This window comes from Pseudomonas sp. NPDC089406 (genome assembly GCF_044900265.1).
GTDB classification, from domain to species: Bacteria; Pseudomonadota; Gammaproteobacteria; order Pseudomonadales; family Pseudomonadaceae; genus Aquipseudomonas; species Aquipseudomonas fakonensis.
Genome location: NZ_JBJDNC010000008.1, coordinates 1 through 22,265, shown reverse-complemented (window position 1 = coordinate 22,265; position 22,265 = coordinate 1). Strand labels below are relative to the sequence as shown.

At 64.8% G+C, this 22,265-nt stretch carries 23 protein-coding genes; 14 read left to right on the top strand and 9 right to left on the bottom strand.

Annotation, left to right across the window (positions count from 1 at the left end; translation table 11 throughout):
- Positions 1-11: 11 nt before the first annotated feature.
- The 7 genes from ACI2KK_RS07750 to ACI2KK_RS07720 all read left to right on the top strand — a co-directional run bounded on the left by ACI2KK_RS07750 (position 12) and on the right by ACI2KK_RS07720 (position 5,021).
- Positions 12-602 carry a YggT family protein gene (locus ACI2KK_RS07750; protein ID WP_404668493.1) on the top strand — a complete coding sequence of 197 codons (591 nt, stop codon included), beginning with the start codon at positions 12-14 and terminating at the stop codon, positions 600-602.
- 87 nt (positions 603-689) lie between these two features.
- Entirely contained in the window at positions 690-1,829 is a 1,140-nt protein-coding gene (locus ACI2KK_RS07745) for a homoserine O-acetyltransferase (RefSeq protein WP_369988531.1), read from the top strand.
- 7 nt (positions 1,830-1,836) lie between these two features.
- Positions 1,837-2,457, top strand: a complete 621-nt coding sequence (metW, locus tag ACI2KK_RS07740) for a methionine biosynthesis protein MetW (protein ID WP_217840775.1) — start codon at positions 1,837-1,839, stop codon at positions 2,455-2,457.
- A 25-nt stretch (positions 2,458-2,482) separates the two neighbouring features.
- Positions 2,483-2,917 (top strand): DUF4426 domain-containing protein, encoded by a 435-nt coding sequence (locus ACI2KK_RS07735; protein WP_404668492.1) that lies wholly within the window; start codon positions 2,483-2,485, stop codon positions 2,915-2,917.
- Positions 2,914-3,510: an RdgB/HAM1 family non-canonical purine NTP pyrophosphatase gene (rdgB, locus tag ACI2KK_RS07730; RefSeq protein WP_404668491.1), complete on the top strand. Its 597-nt coding sequence runs from the start codon at positions 2,914-2,916 to the stop codon at positions 3,508-3,510. Before ACI2KK_RS07735 ends, rdgB begins: the two co-directional genes overlap by 4 nt.
- Positions 3,507-4,685: a radical SAM family heme chaperone HemW gene (gene hemW / locus ACI2KK_RS07725; RefSeq protein ID WP_404668490.1), complete on the top strand. Its 1,179-nt coding sequence runs from the start codon at positions 3,507-3,509 to the stop codon at positions 4,683-4,685. Before rdgB ends, hemW begins: the two co-directional genes overlap by 4 nt.
- A gap of 9 nt (positions 4,686-4,694) precedes the next feature.
- Entirely contained in the window at positions 4,695-5,021 is a 327-nt protein-coding gene (locus ACI2KK_RS07720) for a DUF3392 family protein (RefSeq protein WP_217887181.1), read from the top strand.
- 56 nt (positions 5,022-5,077) lie between these two features.
- Here the strand turns inward: ACI2KK_RS07720 and ACI2KK_RS07715 are convergent, their stop codons facing one another.
- The 5 genes from ACI2KK_RS07715 to ACI2KK_RS07695 all read right to left on the bottom strand — a co-directional run bounded on the left by ACI2KK_RS07715 (position 5,078) and on the right by ACI2KK_RS07695 (position 9,481).
- The gene (locus ACI2KK_RS07715) at positions 5,078-6,469 is read right to left on the bottom strand and encodes a hypothetical protein (protein ID WP_404668489.1); all 1,392 of its coding nucleotides are present in this window, start codon (positions 6,467-6,469) and stop codon (positions 5,078-5,080) included.
- A gap of 737 nt (positions 6,470-7,206) precedes the next feature.
- Positions 7,207-7,929 (bottom strand): tRNA (guanosine(46)-N7)-methyltransferase TrmB, encoded by a 723-nt coding sequence (gene trmB, locus ACI2KK_RS07710; protein ID WP_369988538.1) that lies wholly within the window; start codon positions 7,927-7,929, stop codon positions 7,207-7,209.
- Positions 7,930-7,938: 9 nt separating this feature from the next.
- A complete protein-coding gene (locus ACI2KK_RS07705) occupies positions 7,939-8,751 on the bottom strand; it encodes a thiazole synthase (RefSeq protein WP_217840782.1) in 813 nt (270 codons plus the stop codon).
- A gap of 54 nt (positions 8,752-8,805) precedes the next feature.
- Positions 8,806-9,006 carry a sulfur carrier protein ThiS gene (gene thiS, locus ACI2KK_RS07700; protein WP_166885687.1) on the bottom strand — a complete coding sequence of 67 codons (201 nt, stop codon included), beginning with the start codon at positions 9,004-9,006 and terminating at the stop codon, positions 8,806-8,808.
- Positions 9,007-9,109: 103 nt separating this feature from the next.
- Positions 9,110-9,481 (bottom strand): DUF423 domain-containing protein, encoded by a 372-nt coding sequence (locus ACI2KK_RS07695; RefSeq protein ID WP_404668488.1) that lies wholly within the window; start codon positions 9,479-9,481, stop codon positions 9,110-9,112.
- Positions 9,482-9,545: 64 nt separating this feature from the next.
- Here ACI2KK_RS07695 and mtgA point away from each other — a divergent pair, with 64 nt between their 5' ends.
- Positions 9,546-10,256, top strand: coding sequence for a monofunctional biosynthetic peptidoglycan transglycosylase (mtgA, locus tag ACI2KK_RS07690; protein WP_404668487.1), 711 nt, complete (start codon positions 9,546-9,548; stop codon positions 10,254-10,256).
- A 173-nt stretch (positions 10,257-10,429) separates the two neighbouring features.
- Here mtgA and rpoH read toward each other — a convergent pair whose 3' ends face one another.
- From rpoH to ftsY, 4 genes are all read right to left on the bottom strand, one after another.
- Complete coding sequence (gene rpoH / locus ACI2KK_RS07685; RefSeq protein ID WP_217840785.1) at positions 10,430-11,284, bottom strand: RNA polymerase sigma factor RpoH; 855 nt, start codon at positions 11,282-11,284, stop codon at positions 10,430-10,432.
- Between the two features lie 110 nt (positions 11,285-11,394).
- Entirely contained in the window at positions 11,395-12,423 is a 1,029-nt protein-coding gene (gene ftsX, locus ACI2KK_RS07680; protein WP_404668486.1) for a permease-like cell division protein FtsX, read from the bottom strand.
- A complete protein-coding gene (gene ftsE, locus ACI2KK_RS07675; protein WP_011531723.1) occupies positions 12,420-13,091 on the bottom strand; it encodes a cell division ATP-binding protein FtsE in 672 nt (223 codons plus the stop codon). Before ftsE ends, ftsX begins: the two co-directional genes overlap by 4 nt.
- The gene (gene ftsY, locus ACI2KK_RS07670) at positions 13,088-14,608 is read right to left on the bottom strand and encodes a signal recognition particle-docking protein FtsY (RefSeq protein WP_404668485.1); all 1,521 of its coding nucleotides are present in this window, start codon (positions 14,606-14,608) and stop codon (positions 13,088-13,090) included. The genes ftsE and ftsY overlap by 4 nt, the downstream gene beginning before the upstream one ends.
- Before the next feature lie 233 nt (positions 14,609-14,841).
- Between ftsY and ACI2KK_RS07665 the strand changes: the two genes are divergently transcribed.
- The 6 genes from ACI2KK_RS07665 to ACI2KK_RS07640 all read left to right on the top strand — a co-directional run bounded on the left by ACI2KK_RS07665 (position 14,842) and on the right by ACI2KK_RS07640 (position 22,061).
- The gene (locus ACI2KK_RS07665; RefSeq protein WP_217840788.1) at positions 14,842-16,197 is read left to right on the top strand and encodes a pitrilysin family protein; all 1,356 of its coding nucleotides are present in this window, start codon (positions 14,842-14,844) and stop codon (positions 16,195-16,197) included.
- Positions 16,190-17,683: a M16 family metallopeptidase gene (locus tag ACI2KK_RS07660; RefSeq protein WP_404668484.1), complete on the top strand. Its 1,494-nt coding sequence runs from the start codon at positions 16,190-16,192 to the stop codon at positions 17,681-17,683. The genes ACI2KK_RS07665 and ACI2KK_RS07660 overlap by 8 nt, the downstream gene beginning before the upstream one ends.
- Positions 17,683-18,276: a 16S rRNA (guanine(966)-N(2))-methyltransferase RsmD gene (gene rsmD, locus ACI2KK_RS07655; RefSeq protein WP_404668483.1), complete on the top strand. Its 594-nt coding sequence runs from the start codon at positions 17,683-17,685 to the stop codon at positions 18,274-18,276. Before ACI2KK_RS07660 ends, rsmD begins: the two co-directional genes overlap by 1 nt.
- Positions 18,277-18,370: 94 nt before the next feature.
- Complete coding sequence (locus ACI2KK_RS07650) at positions 18,371-19,657, top strand: M16 family metallopeptidase (RefSeq protein WP_404668482.1); 1,287 nt, start codon at positions 18,371-18,373, stop codon at positions 19,655-19,657.
- Positions 19,650-21,008, top strand: a complete 1,359-nt coding sequence (locus ACI2KK_RS07645) for a M16 family metallopeptidase (protein ID WP_404668481.1) — start codon at positions 19,650-19,652, stop codon at positions 21,006-21,008. The genes ACI2KK_RS07650 and ACI2KK_RS07645 overlap by 8 nt, the downstream gene beginning before the upstream one ends.
- Positions 21,009-21,068: 60 nt before the next feature.
- A complete protein-coding gene (locus ACI2KK_RS07640) occupies positions 21,069-22,061 on the top strand; it encodes a hydrolase (RefSeq protein WP_404668480.1) in 993 nt (330 codons plus the stop codon).
- The last annotated feature ends 204 nt before the right edge of the window (positions 22,062-22,265 follow it).

The window sequence follows — 22,265 nt, the reverse complement described above, 5'->3', positions numbered from 1 at the left end:
GGAGCCGTTGAATGAATGCACTGTCCGGCGCCGCGATTTTCGTGGTGCAAACCCTGGTCAGCCTGTACCTGGTGATCGTCCTGCTGCGCTTCGTACTGCAGCTGGTCAAGGCCGACTTCTATAACCCGTTGAGCCAGTTCGCGGTGCGCGCCACCCAGCCGCTGCTCAAGCCGCTGCGCCGGGTAATCCCCAGCATCGCCGGCCTGGACACCTCGTCCCTGCTGCTGTCGATCATCATCCAGGCGCTGCTGATGGCCTTCGTGCTGATGGTCACCTACGGCACCTTCGGCGATGTGCTGCACCTGCTGATGTGGGCCATTCTTGGCATCACTTCGCTGTTCCTGAAGATCTTCTGGGTGGCGATGATCGTGATGGTGATCGTCTCGTGGGTCGCACCCAACAGCCACAACCCTGCGGCAGAGCTGGCCTACCAGATCGCCGAGCCAGTGCTGGCACCGTTCCGGCGCATCGTGCCGAACCTGGGCGGCATGGATATTTCGCCGATCTTCGCCTTCATCGCCATCCAGGTGATCCAGTCCTTCCTCATGCCGCAACTGGCTGCCTATGCCGGCATGCCGCAAGAGCTGTGGCGGATGATCTGACCCCCCTTCACCCTGCGGCAAGCCATTGCTTGCCGCAGGGGGTAGCGCTCTTTAGACTTACGCCTCCGTCAAGCGTGAGCAGGGTCGATGTCCACTGTCTTTCCCGAAGATTCCGTCGGTCTGGTAACCCCCCAGATCGCCCGGTTCGATGAACCGTTGGCCCTGGCCTGTGGCCGCTCGCTGGCCTCGTACGAGCTCATCTACGAAACCTACGGTGAGCTCAACGCCACTGCCAGCAACGCCGTGCTGATCTGCCACGCGCTGTCCGGCCACCACCACGCCGCCGGCTACCATGCCGCCAGCGACCGCAAGCCGGGCTGGTGGGACAGCTGCATCGGCCCGGGCAAGCCGATCGACACCAACCGCTTCTTCGTGGTCAGCCTGAACAACCTTGGCGGCTGCAACGGCAGCACCGGCCCCAGCAGCGTCAACCCGGCCACCGGCAAACCCTATGGCGCCGATTTCCCGGTGCTCACGGTAGTCGACTGGGTACACAGCCAGGCGCGCCTGGCCGACCGCCTGGGCATCCACACCTGGGCCGCCATCGTCGGCGGTAGCCTGGGCGGTATGCAGGCGCTGCAATGGACCATGACCTACCCGGACCGTGTGCGCCACTGCGTGGACATCGCCTCGGCGCCCAAGCTGTCGGCGCAGAACATCGCCTTCAACGAAGTGGCGCGCCAGGCCATCCTCACCGACCCCGAGTTCCACGGCGGCTCGTTCCAGGACCAGGGCGTGATCCCCAAGCGCGGCCTGATGCTGGCGCGCATGGTCGGCCACATCACCTACCTGTCGGATGACTCGATGGGCGAGAAATTCGGCCGCGAACTGAAAAGCGACAAGCTCAACTACGATTTCCACAGCGTCGAGTTCCAGGTCGAAAGCTACCTGCGCTACCAGGGCGAGGAGTTCTCCGGCCGTTTCGACGCCAACACCTACCTGCTGATGACCAAGGCGCTGGACTACTACGACCCGGCAGCCGCCCACGGCGGCGACCTGGCCGCCACCCTGGCCCACGTCACGGCGGACTTCTGCATCATGTCGTTCACCACCGACTGGCGCTTCTCGCCGGCCCGCTCGCGGGAGATCGTCGATGCGCTGATGGCTGCGCGCAAGAACGTCTGCTACCTGGACATCGACTCGCCCTACGGCCACGACGCCTTCCTCATCCCGACGCCTCGCTACATGCAGGGTTTCGCCAACTACATGAACCGCATCAGCGTCTGAGGACCCCATGAGAGCCGACCTGGAAATCATCCACGACTGGATCCCCGCCGGCAGCCGGGTACTCGACCTTGGCTGCGGCAACGGCGAACTGCTGGCCTCGTTGCGCGAGCGCAAGAACGTCACCGGCTACGGCCTGGAAATCGACGCCGACAACATCGCCGAGTGCGTGGCCAAGGGCGTCAACGTGATCGAGCAGGACCTGGACAAGGGCCTGGGCAACTTCGCCAGCAACAGCTTCGACGTGGTGGTCATGACCCAGGCCCTGCAGGCCGTGGAGTATCCCGACCGGATCCTCGACGAAATGCTGCGCGTCGGCCGCCAGTGCATCATCACCTTCCCCAACTTCGGCCACTGGCGCTGCCGCTGGTACCTGGCCACCAAGGGGCGCATGCCGGTGTCCGACTTCATGCCGTACACCTGGTACAACACCCCGAACATCCACTTCTGCACCTTCGAAGACTTCGAGAACCTGTGCCACGACCGCAACGCCAAGGTGCTCGATCGCCTGGCCGTCGACCACCTGCACCGCAACGGGTTGGGCGGCCGGCTTTGGCCTAATCTTCTAGGTGAAATCGGTATCTATCGGGTCAGCAGCCCGGGCCTGCAGGAGCACCAGCTCGCGGTCTGACCTTCGCGAACGGAGGAATGCGATCATGCGTCGTCTTGCACTGTTTCTGATCAGCCTGTGCCTGGCCTTGCCGGTACTGGCTGCCGATGCCGCCAGGCCCGAGCGCAAGGAAGCGTTCGGCGATGTGACGGTCCACTACAGCGCGTTCACCTCGAGCATGTTGCAGCCCGACATCGCGGCAGCCACGGGGCTCACCCGCAGCAAGAACCAGGGCGTGCTCAACGTTGCCGTGCTCAAGGCCGACAAACCGGCCATGGCGGTGGTCAGCGGCACGGTGAAAGACCTTACCGGGCGCAGCAGCCCGCTATCGTTCAGGCAGATCACTGACCAAGGCGCGGTGTACTACATCGCCCAGTTCAAGATCGACCAGGCCGAAACCCTGACCTTCGACCTGAACGTCGAAACCGGCGGCGTCAGCCATAAACTCAGCTTCAACCAGGAAGTATTCCCAGGCGAATGATGAACCTTAAACAACTCGTATTGGCCAGCCACAACGCCGGCAAGCTCAAGGAACTGCAGGCCATGCTCGGCGAGGCCGTGCAGCTGCGCTCGATCGGCGAGTTCAGCCAGGTGGAGCCGGAAGAAACCGGCTTGTCGTTCGTCGAGAACGCCATCCTCAAGGCGCGCAACGCCGCGCGTATTTCCGGCCTGCCTGCACTGGCCGACGACTCGGGCCTGGCGGTGGACTTCCTGGGCGGTGCCCCTGGCATCTATTCGGCACGCTACGCCGATGGCAAAGGTGATGCGGCAAACAACGCCAAGCTGCTCGAAGCGCTGAAGGACGTGCCGCCGGAGCAGCGCGGTGCGCAGTTCGTCTGTGTGCTGGCCCTGGTGCGCCACGCCGACGATCCGCTGCCGATCCTCTGCGAAGGCCTGTGGTACGGCAGCATCCTGTTCGAGGCCAGCGGCGAGCATGGTTTCGGCTACGACCCGCTGTTCTGGGTGCCGGAGCGCAAGTGCTCCAGTGCCGACCTCGCCCCTGTCGACAAGAACCAGCTCAGCCACCGCGCCCGCGCCATGGCCCTGCTGCGTCAACGCCTGGGCCTGGCATGACCGTAAAGCCGTCCCCACAGCCGGCGGGGCTGATCCTTCCCGAGCTGCCGCCTCTGTCGCTGTACATCCATATCCCCTGGTGCGTGCGCAAGTGCCCCTACTGCGACTTCAACTCGCACCAGGCCGGGCCTGCGCTGCCTGAAAACGAGTACATCGACGCCCTGCTGGCTGACCTCGACCAGGAAATGCACGCCGTGCAGGGCCGAGCCATCAGCACCATCTTCTTCGGTGGCGGTACCCCCAGCCTGTTCAGCGCCGACGCCCTCGGCCGGCTGCTGCGGGGCGTGGAGCAACGCATACCATTCGCTCCGGACATCGAGATCACTCTCGAAGCCAACCCCGGCACGTTCGAGCAGGAGAAATTCAAGGCATACCGGCAGACCGGCATCAATCGACTGTCCATCGGCGTGCAAAGCTTCCAACCGGCCAAACTGGAAAAGCTCGGGCGCATCCATAACGGTGACGAAGCGATACGCGCTGCCGACATGGCGCGTGCGGCGGGCTTCGACAATTTCAACATGGACCTGATGCACGGCTTGCCGGACCAGTCGCTCGAGGACGCCCTGGGTGACCTGCGCACCGCCATCGACCTGGCGCCGACGCACCTGTCCTGGTACCAACTGACCGTCGAACCCAACACCGTATTCTGGAACCAGCCCCCCGAACTGCCAGAGGACGATATCCTCTGGGATATCCAGGAAGCCGGCCAGGCGCTGATGGCCAAGCACGGCTATCGCCAGTACGAGGTGTCGGCCTACGCGCAAGAAGACCGCGCGGCGCGCCACAACCTCAACTACTGGCGCTTTGGCGACTTCATCGGCATCGGTGCCGGCGCCCACGGCAAGCTGTCGTTCCCGGACGGGCGTATCTTGCGCACCTGGAAGACCCGCCTGCCCAAGGACTACCTGAACCCGGCCAAGCCGTTCAAGGCCGGCGAAAAGCTGCTGCTGGCCGACGAGCTGCCGTTCGAGTTCCTGATGAACGCCCTGCGCCTTACCGATGGCGTGGAGGCCGAACTGTTCACCCAGCGCACCGGCCTGCCCCTGGCGCAGCTGGCCCAGGCACGCCGTGAGGCCGAACAAAAAGGCCTTTTGCAGGTCGAACCGGATCGGCTGGCGGCAACGCCCAGGGGCCAGTTGTTCCTCAACGACCTGCTTCAGTATTTCTTGAATTAAGGATGACCCATGGACCTGGTACTTGACCTGCTCTCGACCGTTTCCCGCTGGAGCCGCAGCAACCTGTCGGAGATCTCGCTGGCCCTGGTGGGCTGCCTGCTGGTGCTGTTCGGCACTGATATCAAAAGCTGGGTAGAAGCGCGCCTGGGCGGCCTGGCCGGCGCCCTGCGTGTGCCGTTCATGGCGCTGCTGGTGATGATCGGCAGCGGCGCAGCGCTGATCTATGCAACGCCGTGGGTGGTCAGGGGGCTGGGGCAGTTCAACAACTATGCACTGGCGCCGGTGCTGCTGGTGGTGCTGGTACTGATTGGCGTGGTGGCCGACAGACGCGGCTGATCGCCAATTGAAAAACCGCCTCTTGCGGGGCGGTTTTCATCAGTTGCCGGTTTGCGTCACGGCAACAACTTCATTTCCAGCGGTTGCGAACGCTGCCCGGCGTAATCGACACCTACCGCGCACAGCCGGGTATCCTCCGTCACCGCGACCTTTCTTAAGCCAGCCAGCGCCCGGTAACCCGACTCGTCGCCACAGTCGATGGCGTTCCAGGGCCCACTCTTGAGCTCGACCCGCTTGAACAGCACCTGCTCGGGCTCGACGGTTACAAGATAGGCATTACGGCCTTTCAAGTCCTTGTAGGGCGGGTCGATGCTCAACTCAGGTTGTGTGGCCGGGCCTTTCGGGTGCACCACGACAGGCAGGGCAAGGGCATTGCGGTTCGCAGGCTCCGGCCCTTGCGCTTCACGCCCCCAGACACACAACGCGAGCACGGTCGGGTTCGCCGGTGCCAGAGTGAGACCCTCGATCGGCACATTGACCGGACTCCCCGATACTTGCACCGGGCCATAGCCGTCGGCCTGCTCGCACTGGTCCGGCCACTGGGCGAGTTTTGTCTGGTACAGCGTCGTGGTCGAATGCAGAACCTGGCTGATCTGCGCCGTACTACTGCCAGCCTTGTAGATCATTCGGTCGTCATCTTCATCCAGCGCAACATTGAATACGTGGTTCAAGCCGCAGTCGGCAGCATTGACGTCAAACAACCCGTTGTTCAGGCAAGCTGGCAAAAAGCTCAAGTCCGACGCTTCACCTCCTCGTGGGCTGCGGGTGTGGGCAACAGCGAGGACCGCGCCGGTTGCCTGCTCCAGCACCGGGCTGCCGGAATCGCCGGGCTGCAGCAAGGCGCCCTCCATCAGTAGCAGATGCCGCTGCAAAAAGCCTCGCCCGGTCTTCAAATCGATGCGCGCCAGGTCCTGGGTCGGCCATCGAGCGCTGCCATTAACGACACCGCTCACCCTCGCCTCCACAGTGACCGTATCGCCCGCGCGGGCTCTGCGCCCGGCCAGCACCATGGGCACGATCCCCAGTGCCTTGAGTGCGCCCTGGGTCTGTTGCAACTCGAACACGGCAAAGTCCAGACCGCGCTGCGATGTGTAGCGAATATGCGCGACCTTGAATGCCGCCCCGTCGATACCTTCGAAGGTGACGTGCCCCCGGCCGGCAAGCTGCTCGGCGACAATATCGGGCCGCTCATCCACCGCATGGCCACTGGCAACCAACAGTGCCGGTGCGGCATCGTTGCCGTTATCGATCAGAAATGCCGTGCTCTGCTGGGCCTCTGCCGGCCCGAAGAGTACCGATGCTGCACGCAAGGTGCGGTCGTAGCGGGCGATGGCGGAGCGGTCCAGGCTTTGCACCGTGGCAGCGGAAGATGCCTGCGCATTGACGCTCAAGCAGGTGGCGGCAGTGGCGAAAATCAATATGAGGGGCAACAGGCGTGTAGCGATCATGAAAGGTCTCCTGACTTGTTCGGGCATAGCGCCCAGGACAGGAGGCTCACATTTCGAACCTGGCGGCAGGTCATAACATTTGCTATTTGCGCCCTTGTCGAAGCTGCTGACTAAATGGCCGCCCCGGCTAGCCGGGGCGGCCTCTCACCCGGTCAACCCTTAGCGGGCATCATCGAAGTGATCGCGCAAAAAATCCCATACCGTCCTGAAAAGGATCAGGGCCCGGATGAGCTTCCAGACGCGGCTCAGCGTATCAAGCAAACGCTTCATAAGCCTTGGCCTCCGTGTTGGCTGGGCCAGTCTTCCAGTGTCTGACCGGCACTTCGACACCTTCGGAGATCGTGTGGATGATATCCAGTGAAGTGGCCAGGTAGATGGCCCTTCGAAGTGACTACCGGCGCGGTTCGTGGGCCGCGTCGAAGGGGCCGAGACAACAGAACGAATTCGGTTCCCGGCCCGCCACTGGAAATACTCACACGAGAGCGGAGTGATCATAGGTCAGCGGAACGCTCAAGGCTGTTACCGACTCAGTCACACTTAATGCCGGATATTTCCTCGATTGACGCGGCTCGAACGCAGCCCTAATATTTCGTCTGTGGATGGTATCCAGTGGAACCAAACTCCGCAGGCTGAGGATTCGTAACCCGAAGCCCGCATAAAAAAACCGCCCTTCGCAGGCGGTTTTTTTTCGCCTGCAGTTTTGCAGGCCCGGGCAAAAGACGCTGGGCGTCGGCGCCTCAGTCGACCTTCTCGAACTTCAGGTCCCACACACCATGCCCAAGGCGCTCGCCACGACGCTCGAACTTGGTGATCGGGCGCTCTTCAGGGCGTGGCACGTAAGCGCCATCGGCGGCCTGGTTGCGATAGCCCGGCGCCACGCTCATCACTTCGAGCATGTACTCGGCATAGGGCTCCCAGTCGGTGGCCATATGGAACACGCCGCCAACCTTGAGCTTGCTGCGCACAAGCTCAGCAAAACCTGCCTGCACGATGCGACGCTTGTGGTGGCGCGCCTTGTGCCATGGGTCGGGGAAGAACAGCATCAGCCGGTCAAGGCTGTTGTCGGCCACGCAGCGGTTGAGCACTTCGATGGCATCGCAGTCATACACCCGCAGGTTCGTAAGGCCCTGCGTCAGCACACCGTTGAGCAGTGCACCGACACCCGGGCGGTGCACTTCCACACCGATAAAGTCCAGCTCGGGCGAGGCCGCGGCCATTTCCAGCAGCGAGTGGCCCATGCCGAAACCGATCTCCAGGGTGCGCGGCGCCGAACGGCCGAACACCTGGTCGTAGTCCACCGGGCTGTCGGCCAGCGGCAGGATGAACTGCGGGCCGCCCTGGTCCAGGCCACGTTGCTGGCCTTCGGTCATGCGCCCGGCGCGCATCACGAAGCTCTTGATGCGGCGGTGCGGGCGCTCTTCGCCTTCGGCGGTGATCGGCGTTTCTTGCGAGTCAGTCATCGGGGGCTCTTACTTGATCAGACCTTCCAGCGGCGAGGACGCGCTGGCATAGAGTTTCTTCGGCATACGCCCGGCGAGGTACGCCATGCGGCCAGCGAGAATGGCGTGCTTCATGGCCTCGGCCATCACCACCGGTTGCTGGGCGTGGGCGATGGCCGAGTTCATCAGCACCGCCTCGCAGCCCATCTCCATGGCGATGGTGGCGTCGGAGGCGGTACCCACGCCGGCATCGACCAGCACCGGCACTTTCGATTCTTCGAGGATGATCTGCAGGTTGTAGGGGTTGCAGATACCCAGGCCGGTACCGATCAGGCCGGCCAGCGGCATGACCGCGATGCAGCCTGCTTCGGCCAGCTGACGGGCGATGATCGGGTCATCGCTGGTGTAGACCATCACGTCGAAACCTTCCTTGACCAGCACTTCGGCAGCCTTGAGGGTTTCGATCACGTTGGGGAACAGGGTTTTCTGATCGGCCAGCACTTCCAGCTTCACCAGGGTGCGGGTCTCGTGGGACTTGTGCCCTTCGAGCAGCTCACGGGCCAGGCGGCAGGTACGCACCGCCTCGACCGCGTCATAGCAACCGGCGGTGTTCGGCAGGATGGTGTACTTGTCGGGCGACAGCACATCGAGCAGGTTCGGCTCGCCGGCATTCTGGCCCAGGTTGGTGCGGCGCACAGCTACGGTGACGATTTCGGAACCCGAGGCTTCGGTGGCCAGGCGGGTTTCTTCCATGTCACGGTATTTGCCGGTGCCGACCAGCAGGCGCGACTGGAAAGTGCGCCCGGCCAGGATGAAAGGCTTGTCGCTGCGAACGTTGCTCATCGATGTTCCTCTGCAAAGGTTACGGGGCTATCGGGTGAAGCGCCGGGTAATTGCTCAACCGCCGCCGATGGCGTGGACCACTTCGACCTGGTCGCCTTCGCTCAACAGCGTGCTTTCGTGCTGGCTGCGCGGCACGATGTCCAGGTTCAGTTCCACCGCCACCCGGCGGCCGGCCAGCTCCAGCCGGCCCAGCAGCGCCGCGACGCTCTCGCCTGCGGGCAGTTCGTAAGGCTCACCGTTCAATTGGATGCGCATGCGCACGGCCACCATTGTTCTTTGGGGGCACGCATTCTAGCCCCGATCCACCCCGCAACCCAAGGGCGGCTGACGCCATTAGTCGCGATTGTGGACCGCTCGGTCAGCCCAGGCGCCAGGCGGCCAGCCCCAGGCACAGCCAACCGGCGAGGAAGCACAGGCCACCGATGGGGGTGATGATGCCGAGCTTGCCCACACCGGTGAGGGTGAGCAGGTAGAGGCTGCCGGAGAACAGCACTATGCCTAAGGCAAACAAACCGCCGGCCCAACCCATCAGCCGGCCGGGCAGGTGCGCGGCGAGCACGGCCACGCCGAAGATCGCCAGGGCATGCACCAGCTGGTAGGTGACGCCGGTATGGAAGATCGCCAGGTAATCGGCCGTCAGGCGGTTTTTCAAGCCATGGGCGGCGAACGCCCCGAGGGCGACACCGGTAAAGCCGAAGAACGCGGCAAGCATCAGGAAGCTGCGAAGCATGGGACGACTCCTCGAAAGGGGTCTGTATAATGGCCCGTTCCATCCGTCGGGCCAAGCCATCACCATGCTGTCATCCATTCTGCGTCGCCTCACCCGCGCCCTGCTCTGGTTCGCTGCCGGCAGCATCGTCGTGGTCCTGGTACTGCGCTGGGTGCCGCCGCCTGGCACGGCGCTGATGGTCGAGCGCAAGGTGCAGTCGTGGACCAGTGGCCAGCCGATCGACCTGCAGCGCGACTGGACGCCCTGGGAAAATATCTCCGATGAGCTCAAGGTGGCGGTGATCGCCGGCGAAGACCAGAAATTCGCCAGCCACTGGGGTTTCGATATCCCGGCCATCCAGGCAGCGCTGGCCTACAACGAGCGTGGCGGCAAGGTCCGCGGCGCCAGCACACTTACGCAACAAGTGGCGAAGAACCTGTTCCTGTGGTCTGGCCGCAGCTGGCTGCGCAAGGGGCTGGAGGCCTGGTTCACAGCGCTGATCGAGCTGTTCTGGCCCAAGGAGCGCATCCTTGAGGTGTATTTGAACAGCGCCGAGTGGGGCAAGGGTGTATTCGGCGCCCAGGCCGCAGCGCGCTATCACTTCGGCGTGGACGCCAGCCGCCTGACCCGGCAACAGGCCGCGCAACTGGCTGCGGTGCTGCCGAGCCCGATCAAGTGGAGCGCCAGCCGCCCCAGCGCTTATGTGGCCAGCCGCGCTGGGTGGATCCGCCGGCAGATGAGCCAGCTGGGCGGGCCGAGCTACCTGATGCAACTGGACGCTTCGCGCAGGCCATGATTTTTGTGCCCGGAACGCAACGTGGGAGCGGGCTTGCCCCGCGATGGATGGCACCGGCTGCGCCAGTATCGCGGGGCAAGCCCGCTCCCACGCTGCCGTGAAAACCTGAAAGACCAATGAAAAAGCCGCTGCCTCTTGCGAGAACAGCGGCTTTTTCGTGAGGCCAGGGCCGATCAGATGGCGATCAGTGCCTTGACCTTGTTCATTGCGTTCTTCTCGAGCTGGCGAATACGCTCGGCAGATACGCTGTACTTCTCGGCCAGCTCGTGCAGGGTGGCCTTTTCTTCGGCCAGCCAGCGCTGGTAGAGGATGTCGCGACTGCGATCATCCAGCCCCTGCAGCGCTTCGTGCAGGTTGCTGGTGGAGTTGTCGCTCCAGTCGGCATCTTCAAGCTGCAGGGCCGGGTCGTAGCGGTGGTCTTCCAGGTAGTGCGCAGGCGACTGGAAGGCGCTGTCGTCGTCAGCCTCGGCGGCCGGGTCGAAGGCCATGTCATGGCCACTCAGGCGGCTTTCCATCTCGCGCACTTCGCGGGGCTCCACGCCCAGGCTTTCGGCCACACGATGCACTTCGTCATTGTTCAGCCAGGCCAGGCGCTTCTTCTGGCTGCGCAGGTTGAAGAACAACTTGCGCTGGGCCTTGGTGGTAGCCACCTTGACGATGCGCCAGTTGCGCAGGATGAACTCGTGGATCTCGGCCTTGATCCAGTGCACCGCGAACGATACCAGGCGCACGCCCATTTCCGGGTTGAAGCGCTTGACCGCTTTCATCAGGCCGACGTTGCCTTCCTGGATCAGGTCGGCCTGGGCCAGGCCGTAGCCTGCGTAGCTACGGGCGATATGTACGACAAAACGCAGATGGGCCATCACCATTTGCCGAGCGGCTTCAACATCCTGCTCGTAATAGAGACGCTCGCCCAGATCACGCTCCTGCTCGATCGTCAGCAGGGGTATGCTGTTGACCGTGTGCACGTAGGCTTCCAGGTTTGCACCGGGAACCAGGGCATAGGCAGGTTGCAACGAAGTGGTCATTCAAGTACCTCCGACTCACTGGACTCGTGCCTTGTGGGCACTGCCAGCATAGACCCGGAACCGCGAAACAAGTTCCTGGATGAAAAAAAGTCAATGCTGGCGAACAAACATTATCGCGGGGCAAGCTCGTTGAGATGGCGTGCCACTGCGATCCATGCACCGATATACCCTAACAATACCGCGCCGATCAAGAGGGAAAGTCCGTCAGAGCCCGGCACTCCACCCAGCGAGAAATCACTGCCGTACAGGCCGGAAAGCCCCACCACCGCGTCGTTAAGCCAATTCAGGCCGAACGCCAGGATGCCCCAGGCCAGTACGCCGGCGCCCAGGCCGTACAGCGCCCCCATGTAGAGGAAAGGCCGGCGCACGTAGCTGTCGGTGCCGCCCACCAGCTTGATCACTTCGATCTCGATCCGGCGGTTCTCGATATGTAGACGAATGGTGTTACCAATGACCAACAGCAAGGCAGAAATCAGCATCACCGCCAGACCGAAGACAAAACGGTCGCCCAGCTTGAGGATGGCCGCCAGGCGCTCCACCCACACCAGGTCCAGTTGCGCCGCCTCGACCCGTGGCAGCTCCGCCAGGCGCTGACGCAGGGCTTCGAGGGCCGGCTTGTCGACCTCGGTCGGGGTCACCACCACCACGCCCGGCAACGGGTTGTCCGGCAGTTCGCGCAGCGCCTCGCCCAGCCCGGACTGCTGCTGGAATTCCTCCAGCGCCTGCTCGCGGCTGACGTACTGGGCCTCGGCCACACCGGCCATGCCCTTGATCTCGTCGCGCAGGGCCTCGCCGTCGCGGCTGCTGGCATCAAGCTTGAGGTACAGCGAAATCTGCGCCGCGCGCTGCCACGAGCCACCGAGCTTCTCGACATTCTTCAGCAGCAGCGACAGGCCCATGGGCATGCTCAGCGCCACGGCCATCACCAGGCAGGTGAAAAAGCTGCCAATCGGCTGCTTGCCCAGGCGGCGCAAGCTGTCGGCCAGGCTGGCGCGGTGGCTTTCCAGCCAGGCGTGCAGCAGGGTGCGAAAGTCCGGGCCGTCGTCGTCAGGGTCGCCGCGTTTTTTCTTCGCAGGCTGCGGGTCGGCGGCCTTGGGCGCAACGCGCTCGGAAACCTTTGGTGTACGTGTGGTGCTCATTGCCCGGCCTCCCCATCGCCGATCAAGCGGCCGCGTTGCAGCGTCAGCATGCGGTGGCGCATGCGCGCGATCAGCGCCAGGTCGTGGCTGGCGATCAAAACCGTGGTGCCCAGGCGGTTGATATCCTCGAACACGCCCATGATTTCAGCTGCCAGGCGCGGGTCGAGGTTACCGGTGGGTTCGTCGGCCAGCAGCAGGGCCGGCTGGTGGACGATGGCGCGGGCAATGCCGACCCGCTGCTGCTGACCGGTAGACAAGTCGGCCGGGAACAGCTCGCCCTTGTCGCTCAGCGACACACGCTCCAGCGCCGAATCCACGCGCTTGGCGATTTCGGCCTTGGACAGCCCGAGAATCTGCAGCGGCAGGGCGATGTTGTTGAACACCGTGCGGTCGAACAGCAGCTGGTGGTTCTGGAACACCACGCCGATCTGCCGGCGCAGGAACGGGATCTGCGCGTTGCTGATCTGCCCCAGGTCCTGCCCGGCCAACAGCAGCTTGCCGCTGGTCGGGCGCTCCATGGCCAGCAGCAGGCGCAGCAGGGTGCTCTTGCCGGCGCCGGAGTGGCCGGTGACGAACAGGAACTCGCCACGGCGCGCCCGAAAGCTCAGCTCGTGCAGGCCGACGTGGCCGTTGGGGTAGCGCTTGGCGACCTGTTCGAATCGGATCATGCAGGCTCTCGCTCGGCGAACAGCGCCTTGACGAAGGAATCGGCCTCGAAGGTGCGCAGGTCGTCGATACCCTCGCCCACACCAATGAAGCGGATCGGGATGTTGAACTGCTTGGCCAGGGCGAAGATCACCCCGCCCTTGGCGGTGCCGTCGAGTTTGGTCAGGGCAAGGCCGGTCAGCTCGACGCTCTGGTTGAAGTACTTGGCCTGGCTGATGGCGTTCTGCCCGGTGCCGGCATCGAGCACCAGCAGCACCTCGTGGGGCGCCTCGGCGTCGAGCTTGCCGATCACCCGACGGACCTTTTTCAGCTCTTCCATCAGGTTATCCTTGGTGTGCAGGCGCCCGGCGGTGTCGGCGATCAGTACATCGACGTTACGCGCCTTGGCGGCCTGCACGGCGTCGAAGATCACCGAGGCCGAGTCGGCGCCGGTGTGCTGGGCGATCACCGGGATCTGGTTGCGCTCGCCCCACACCTGCAGCTGCTCAACCGCTGCGGCGCGGAAGGTGTCGCCGGCAGCCAGCATGACCTTCTTGCCTTCGAGCTGCAGCTTCTTGGCCAGCTTGCCGATGGTGGTGGTCTTGCCGGCGCCGTTCACGCCGACCACCAGAATGACGTAGGGCTTGGTTTGCGACTCGATCTTCAACGGCTGCTCGACCGGGCGCAGCAGCGCGGCCAACTCGTCCTGCAGCGACTTGTACAGCGCATCGGCGTCGGCCAGCTGCTTGCGGGCGACCTTCTGCGTGAGGTTCTGGACGATGGCGGAAGTGGCCTCGACACCCACGTCGGCGGTCAGCAGGCGGGTTTCGATTTCATCCAGCAGGTCGTCGTCGATGGCCTTCTTGCCCAGGAACAGGCTGGCCATGCCCTCGCCGATGCTGGCGCTGGTTTTCGAAAGGCCCTGCTTGAGGCGGGCGAAGAAGCCGGTCTTGGCGGCTTCGGCAGGCACTGGCGCAGCGGCGACAGGTGCCACTTCGGCCTCGACCGCAACGGGGGCGGGCACAGGCTCTGGCGCGGCCACGGCTTCGACAGCCGGGCGCTCAGGGATGGCAGGCGGCGCCTTGGGCTCCAGGTCCGGCACCAGGGCAACCGGCTCTTCGGCCACTGGCAGCACCAGATTGCTGACCGGCGCTGGCGCGGCCTCGGCTGGCGCAACCTCGGCAGGCGCGACAACTGCGGGCTCTGCAACTGGTACAGGCTCGACCACCGGCGCCTGCAGCGGCTCGGAGGCGACCGGTTCGGGCGCTGGCGCAGGCTCTGGGGTGGACGCCACAGGCTCGGGTGCTGGCGGCTCAGGCTCAGATTCAGGCTCAGGCGCCTGGGCCACCGGCGCAACAGGCTCGACCGGAGCGGACGGCTCGACGGCAACCTGCGGCGCAACCGGCTCCGGGGCCTGTGCTTCGGGGGCTTGTGGCTGTTCGGCGACTGTTTGTTCCGGCTTCTTGCGGAACCAGCTGAACAGGCCTTTCTTCTCGCCAGCCGCGGCCGGCGCTTTTTTGTCGTCGTTGGAACCAAACATGGAAGACGGCTATCTCAGGGTAGCGATGGGCCAGCAGCGGCGCATCGGGAATTCTCACTCACGCAGAACAGACTACTTTGTATCCGGCTGGTTCATGCGCAACGTTTTGTCGTAAGGGCCTGCGGGCCAGAACGGCGGCAGGCATGGTCGCCAGGCAACCGGATCAGTATCCTAGCACCTCCTGGCCCGCCGACGCTAAACCCAAGCGGGCCGCCGAACAGGTTAAACACTGTATGAATGCTCTAGCCCGCCGCGCCGCTGGCCTGTTGCTCGGCACGCTGTGCCTGCCGCTTGCGGCCCTGGCCGCCGATGTGCAACCCACCCACGAATTCATCCTCGACAACGGCCTGAAAGTAGTCGTGCGCGAGGACCACCGCGCCCCGGTGGTGGTCTCGCAGATCTGGTACAAGGTCGGGTCCAGCTACGAAACACCAGGCCAGACCGGCCTCTCCCATGCCCTCGAGCACATGATGTTCAAGGGCAGCGCCAAGGTTGGCCCGGGCGAAGCCTCACGCATCCTGCGCGACCTCGGCGCCGAAGAGAACGCCTTCACCAGCGACGACTACACCGCCTATTACCAGGTGCTGGCCCGCGACCGCCTGCCGGTGGCCTTCGAACTGGAAGCCGACCGCCTGGCCAGCCTGCGCCTGCCGGCCGACGAGTTCAGCCGTGAAATCGAGGTCATCAAGGAGGAGCGCCGCCTGCGCACCGACGACCAGCCCGGTGCCAAGGCCTTCGAGCTGTTCCGCGCCATGGCCTACCCGGCCAGCGGCTACCACACCCCGACCATCGGCTGGATGGCCGACCTTGAGCGCATGAAAGTCGAGGAACTGCGCCATTGGTACGAATCCTGGTACGCACCGAACAACGCAACGCTAGTGGTGGTGGGTGACGTCACCCCTGACGAGGTGAAAACCCTCGCACAGAAATACTTCGGCCCCATCCCCAAACGCGCCGTGCCACCGAGCAAGCTGCCGCTGGAGCTGGCCGAGCCCGGCCAGCGCCAGCTCACCCTGCACGTGCGCACCCAGCTGCCGAGCCTGATCTACGGCTTCAACGTGCCGGCCATGGCCACCGCCAAGGACCCACGCACGGTCAATGCCCTGCGGCTGATCTCGGCCCTGCTCGACGGCGGCTACAGCGCACGCATGCCGGCACGCCTGGAGCGTGGCCAGGAGCTGGTGGCCGGCGCTTCGTCCAGCTACAACGCCTTCACCCGCGGCGACAGCCTGTTCCTGATTTCCGCCACCCCCAACGTGCAGAAGCAAAAGACCCTCGCCGACGTCGAAAAAGGCGTTTGGCAACTGCTGGATGAGCTCAAGAACACCCCGCCGACCAGCGAAGAGCTCGAGCGCGTGCGCGCCCAGGTGATCGCCGGCCTGGTCTACGACCGCGACTCCATCAGCAGCCAGGCCACCACCATCGGCCAGCTGGAGACCGTCGGCCTGTCGTGGAAACTCATCGACAGCGAACTGGACGACCTCAAGCGCGTCACCCCGCAAGACATCCAGAGCGCTGCCCGCACCTACTTCACCCGCGAACGCCTGAGCGTTGCCCACGTACTGCCCGAGGAGTCCGCTCATGAGTGATCGCAGCGCACCCCGCTACACCCTGTTCGGCCTGACCCTCATCGCCGCAGTGGTAGGCACCGCCCTGCTGCTGGCGCGCCCGGCCCAGTCCGAAAGCACCGGCCAGGCGCAAAGCGCCGCACGCCCGGCCAACTCGCTGCAGTCGCTGGCCGAGCTGGACGGCAAGGCCCCCAGCCGCCGCCAGTTGAACATTCAACACTGGACCACCGCCGAAGGCGCCCGGGTACTGTTCGTCGAAGCCCGCGAGCTGCCGATGTTCGACCTGCGCCTGACCTTCGCCGCCGGCAGCAGCCAGGACGGTGCCACGCCAGGCCTGGCCACCCTGACCAACGCCATGCTCAACGAGGGTGTGGCCGGCAAGGACGTCACCGCCATCGCCGAAGGCTTCGAGGGCCTGGGCGCCGACTTCGGCAACGGCTCGTACCGCGACATGGCCGTGGCCTCGCTGCGCAGCCTCAGTGCCGCCGACAAGCGCGAACCGGCGCTCAAGCTGTTCACCGAGGTGGTTGGCAAGCCGAGCTTCCCCGAAGATGCCCTCAAACGCATCAAGAACCAGCTGCTGGCCGGCTTCGAGTATGAAAAGCAGCAGCCCGGCAAGATCGCCGGCAAGGCGCTGTTCGCCAACCTGTACGGCAGCCACCCCTACGCCCACCCCAGCGACGGCAACGCACAAAGCATTCCCGGCATCACCCTGGAGCAACTGCGTGCCTTCCATGCCAAGGCCTACACCGCCGGCAACACGGTAATCGCGCTGGTCGGCGACCTCAGCCGCAGCGAAGCCGAAGCCATCGCCGCACAGGTGTCCGCCGGCCTGCCCAAGGGCCCGGCCCTGGCCAAGCCGGAGCAACCGGTCGAACCGAAACCGGGCGTGACCCACATCGACTTCCCCAGCAAGCAGACCCACCTGATGCTGGCCGAGCTGGGCATCGACCGTAACGACCCGGACTGGGCCGCCCTGTCGCTGGGCAACCAGATCCTCGGCGGTGGCGCCTTCGGCACTCGGCTGATGAGCGAAGTGCGCGAGAAGCGCGGCCTCACCTATGGCGTGTACTCGGTGTTCAGCCCGATGCAGGTGCGCGGCCCGTTCATGATCAACCTGCAGACCCGTGCCGAGCTCAGCGAGGGCACCCTCAAGCTGGTCCAGAGCATCCTCGCCGACTACCTGAAAACCGGCCCCACGCAGCAGGAGCTGGCCGACGCCAAGCGCGAGCTGGCCGGCAGCTTCCCGCTGTCCAATGCCAGCAACGCCAGCATCGTCGGGCAACTGGGCGCCATCGGCTTCTACAACCTGCCGCTGACCTGGCTCGAAGACTTCATGCAGCAGTCCCAGGCGCTGACCGTCGAGCAGGTCAAGGCCGCCATGAACAAGCACCTGGCGGCAGACAAGCTGGTGATCGTCACCGCCGGCCCCAAGGTCGAGCAGAAGCCGCTGCCTGCCCCCACTGACAAACCCGCCGAGCAGCCGCTCGGTGTACCGGAGCACTGATGGCACGACCCTCCACCCCCAACCCGGCCCCCAGCAAAGGGGCCGGCCAGCTGCGCATCATCGCCGGCGAGTGGCGCAGCCGCCGCCTGGCGGTGCCCGAAGGCGAAGGCCTGCGCCCCACCCCGGACCGCGTGCGGGAAACCCTGTTCAACTGGCTGGCGCCCTACATCGAAGGCGCCCAGGTGCTCGACGCGTTCACCGGCAGCGGCGCGCTGGTGCTCGAGGCGCTGTCGCGCGGCGCCGAGAATGCCGTGGCGCTGGACAGCAACCCGGCCGCCATCGCCAACCTCAAGCACAACCTCGAACTGCTGCGCTGCCCGCGCGGGCAGATTCTGCAAACCGACGCCCTGCGCTACCTGCAAGGCCCGACCAAGCAGCAGTTCGATGTGGTGTTTCTCGACCCGCCCTTCCACAAGGACTTGCTGGCCGACACCTGCAACCTGCTGGAGCAGGGCCAGTGGCTGAGCGAGCTGGCGTGGGTCTACACCGAAAGCGAGGCTGCCCCGTCCACCCTGCCGATGCCCGGCAACTGGCGCCTGCACCGCGAGAAGAAGACCGGCCAGGTGCACTACGCCCTGTGGCAACGCGGCTGAGATCAGCCATTCGGTAGCCCGGTAGATAGTTACCACGGGCCAGCCCCGCTCACGACTGAAACTGCTCCGCTCCCCACACCGGAGCGTTTCAGTCATGAGCCCCCCACCCGCTTCACTGCACCATTTCACCCTGGCCAACGGGCTGAAGGTCTACCTGCGCGAAGACCATCGCGCCCCGCTGGTCAGTGCACAGCTGTGGTACCACGTAGGCGCCAGCCACGAGCGCGACGGCCAGACTGGCCTTTCGCACATGCTCGAACACCTGATGTTCGAGGGCAGCAGCAAACTTGCGCCCGGCGAGTACTCGGCGCTGATGACCCGTATCGGCGCCGCACCGAACGCCTTCACCGTCGATGACGCCACGGTCTACCCACTCACCCTGCCCGCCAACCGCCTGGAAATCGCCCTGGAAGCCATGGCCGACGCCATGGCCAGCGCCACCCTCGAAGCAGCGCCATTCGACCGCGAACTCAAGGTGGTCATGGCCGAACGACGCAGCCAGGTCGACAACTACCCGCTAGCGCTTGCCCTGGAGCGACATAACAGCCTGGCCCATGGCTCAAGCCCCTACGCCAACCCTGTCATCGGCCACCTGGCCGACCTGCAGCGCCTGACCCCGGCAGCGGCCCGCAGCTGGTACCAGGACTGGTATCACCCCAACAACGCGACCCTCGCCGTGGCCGGCGCCGTGAGCCTGGAGCGCTTGCAAACCCTGGTCAGCCGCCACTTCACCACCATCCCCACCCAGCCACTGCCCGCCAGCGAGCACCCCAGGGCAGACGCCGGGCTCTCCAGGCGCAGCCTGGCCATACGCCAGCGCGGGTTGCGCGAAGGCTTGCTGATGAGCTTCAACGTGCCCAGCGCAGCCACTGCCGCCAACCCGCAAATGGCCCCGGCCCTGAGCCTGATCCCTGACTTGCTCGCGAAAGGCACCAGCGCCCGTCTGAAACAACAGCTGCTGCACAAGGAAAACCTGCTCCAGGCCTTGAGTTGCCGCTATGACCCGCTCAAGCGCGGCGACAGCCTGCTCAGCTTCTACGCCTTCACCAACGCCGAGGCCACCACCCCCGACGCCGTCACGCAGCGCATCCTCGACGCACTCGCCGAACTGGGGCAAACCCCGCCCGAAGCGCATGAACTCGCACGGGCAAAGGCCCGCTTGCTGGCAAGGCAGGTATTCGCCCAGGACGACATCGCCGAACAGGCCCATGCCATCGGACAGCGGGCTGCCAGCGGGCTCGACCCCACCTTGATGGGCACCGAGCTCCAGGCCCTGCAAGCCGTGACTGCCGAGCAGGTGCGCCAGGCAGCGGCGCAGTACCTGCACGAAGCTCGCATGACCACCACCTTGATGCATGGCCAGGAGAATCCCGATGACTGACCACACCCCCTCGTCACTGGACCTGGCGAGCCGACTGCTCAGCGCCCAAGGCCTGGACCTGAATGCGCCAACCCCCATCGACACCCAGGTTCAGTCCTGGCAAACCAGCGCTGGCGCGCGGGTGCGTTTCGTCGAGGCCCGCGGCTTGCCGATGGTCGACCTGACCCTGCGTTTCAGGGCCGGTAGCGTTCAGGATGCCCATCACAGCGGCGTCGCGGCGCTGACCCTGTACAACCTGGATGAAGGCAGCGCTGGGTTGAGCGCCCACGAACACGCCGATCGCCTTGAGCGGCTAGGGGCCGTAGTGGACAAACGTGTTCGCCTCGATTACGCCCAATTGACCCTGCGCAGCCTCAGCGAGCCAGGCATCCTCGAGCCGGCCATTGCCTTGTTCACCGACCTGGTCGCCCGCCCCGACTTCCCCGCCGAGGCCCTGGAAAAGGTCAAGGGCCAACTGCTTGCCGAGCAAGCCAGCCGCCACTCGCAGGCCTCCACCCGGGTGATCGATGAAATCTACCGGCACCTGTTCGCAGGCCACCCCTACGGATTGCCCGAGGGCACCAGCGCAGAGGGTATCGCCGCCACTGGCCGTGATGATCTGATGGCGTTCCACCGCATGGCCTATGCCGCAAGCAACCTGGAAATGGTGCTGGTGGGGGACCTGTCGCAAGGCCAGGCCCAGGCCATCACCGAGCAACTCAGCCAGGCCCTGCCACAACGCTGGCGTGCGGCGCAGTTGCCAGCGCTACCCCTGTCGCAGCCCGGCAAGGTCCATATCGAGCAGGACGGCGCGAGCAATACAGTCGCGTTGGCGCTGCCTGTCGCAGTGCCCATCGACGCTCCCGAATACTTGAGCCTGATGCTCGCCTGCGAAGTACTGGGCGTGGGGCCGGAGAGCCGCCTGATGCAGGTGCTGCGCCAGCGCCACGGGTTGACCTATGACGTGCACGCCAGGCTGCGGCCGTTACAGGGCGGTGCATTGTTCGTGGTGCAGTGGGACGTGGCCTCGGACCAGGTCGAAGCTTCTCAGCTACTGGTACGCGAAACCCTGGAGGCGTTCATCCGCCAAGGGCCGAGCGAAGCAGAACTGAGTCACGCCCGCCAGCAGATCGCTGGGCTGCTGGTGCGCGACATCGCCCAGAATGGCCGCCTGGCAGCGCTGCTCGCCGAGCAGGGCCAACAGGGGCTGCCAGACGATCACCTGAATACCTACCTGCTGCGGCTGGCCGCGATCGGCCCACGGCAGGTGCGCGAACTGAGCCTGTCGAACCTCGACCTGAACCGCCTGGTGCTGGTCAGCGCCGGGCCCAGCGTCGCGCAAGCCGCACTGGCGCCGATGCCCGACCAATAGCGCAGGTACAGGGGCGGTGTTTCATGGCACTCTAGGCAGGCACATCACGAGCCGCCCAGCATGCCCAGCCTCACCGCCACTTTTCGCCCGGCCACCGGCCTTGCCAACCCGCACCTGCAAACCCTGTGGGGCCCGCTGTGGCGCAAGCTGCCGGAGCTGGCACGCGAGCGCGAGCGGCTGTGGCTGGCCGACGGAGATTTTCTCGACCTCGACTGGCATGGCCCGCACCAGGCCGACGCGCCGCTGGTGCTGGTACTGCACGGGCTGACCGGTTCTTCCAGCTCACCCTACGTCAAAGGCTTGCAACAGGCGCTGCAAACCCAAGGTTGGGCCAGTGTCGCGGTGAACTGGCGCGGCTGCTCGGGCGAGCCGAACCTGCTGGCGCGCAGCTACCATTCCGGTGCCAGCGAAGACCTGGCCGAAACCATCCGCCACCTGCGCGCCAAGCGCCCGCTGGCGCCGCTGTATGCGGTCGGTTACTCGCTGGGGGGCAACATCCTGCTCAAGTACCTGGGCGAAAGTGGCTCGGCGAGCCAGCTGGAAGCGGCGGTGGCGGTCTCGGTGCCGTTTCGCCTGGACCAGTGCGCCGACCGCATCGGCCTGGGGTTTTCCAGGGTCTACCAGGCGCATTTCATGCGCGAGATGCTGGCCTATGTGCAGAGCAAGCAGCGGCATTTTCTTGCCCATGGTCACCATGAGCGCCTGGCCGAGATCGAGCGCCTGGGGCCACTGCGCAACCTGCGCACGTTCTGGGACTTCGATGGCAAGGTGACCGCGCCGCTCAACGGGTTTCGTGATGCCCATGATTATTATCGGCGGGCGTCCAGCCGGTATTACCTGGGGGACAATCGCACGCCGACCTTGATCATCCAGGCCAGCGATGATCCGTTCGTGTTTGGGCATAGCTTGCCCGGCGCTGATGAGCTGGCGGCGCAGACGCGGCTTGAGCTGCATGAGCGGGGTGGGCATGTGGGGTTTGTCGAGGGGAGTTTGCGTAGGCCTGGGTATTATCTGGAGCGGCGGATTCCTGGGTTTTTGATGGGTGGAGGGTGAAAGGGTTTCTGGGTTCGGGTTCGGGTTCGGGTTCGGGTTCGGGTTCGGGTTCGGGTTCGGGATTTGATGGTGATTGCTTTTGGAGATGCATGCGCATTCGTTGACGATAGCGGCTTTTCGTCACCTTTCCGCCCTTACGGCGGGTAACTTTTTGAAGGATCAAAAAGTCACCAAAAAATCCCTGCTCCCATCATCCGGCCCCCT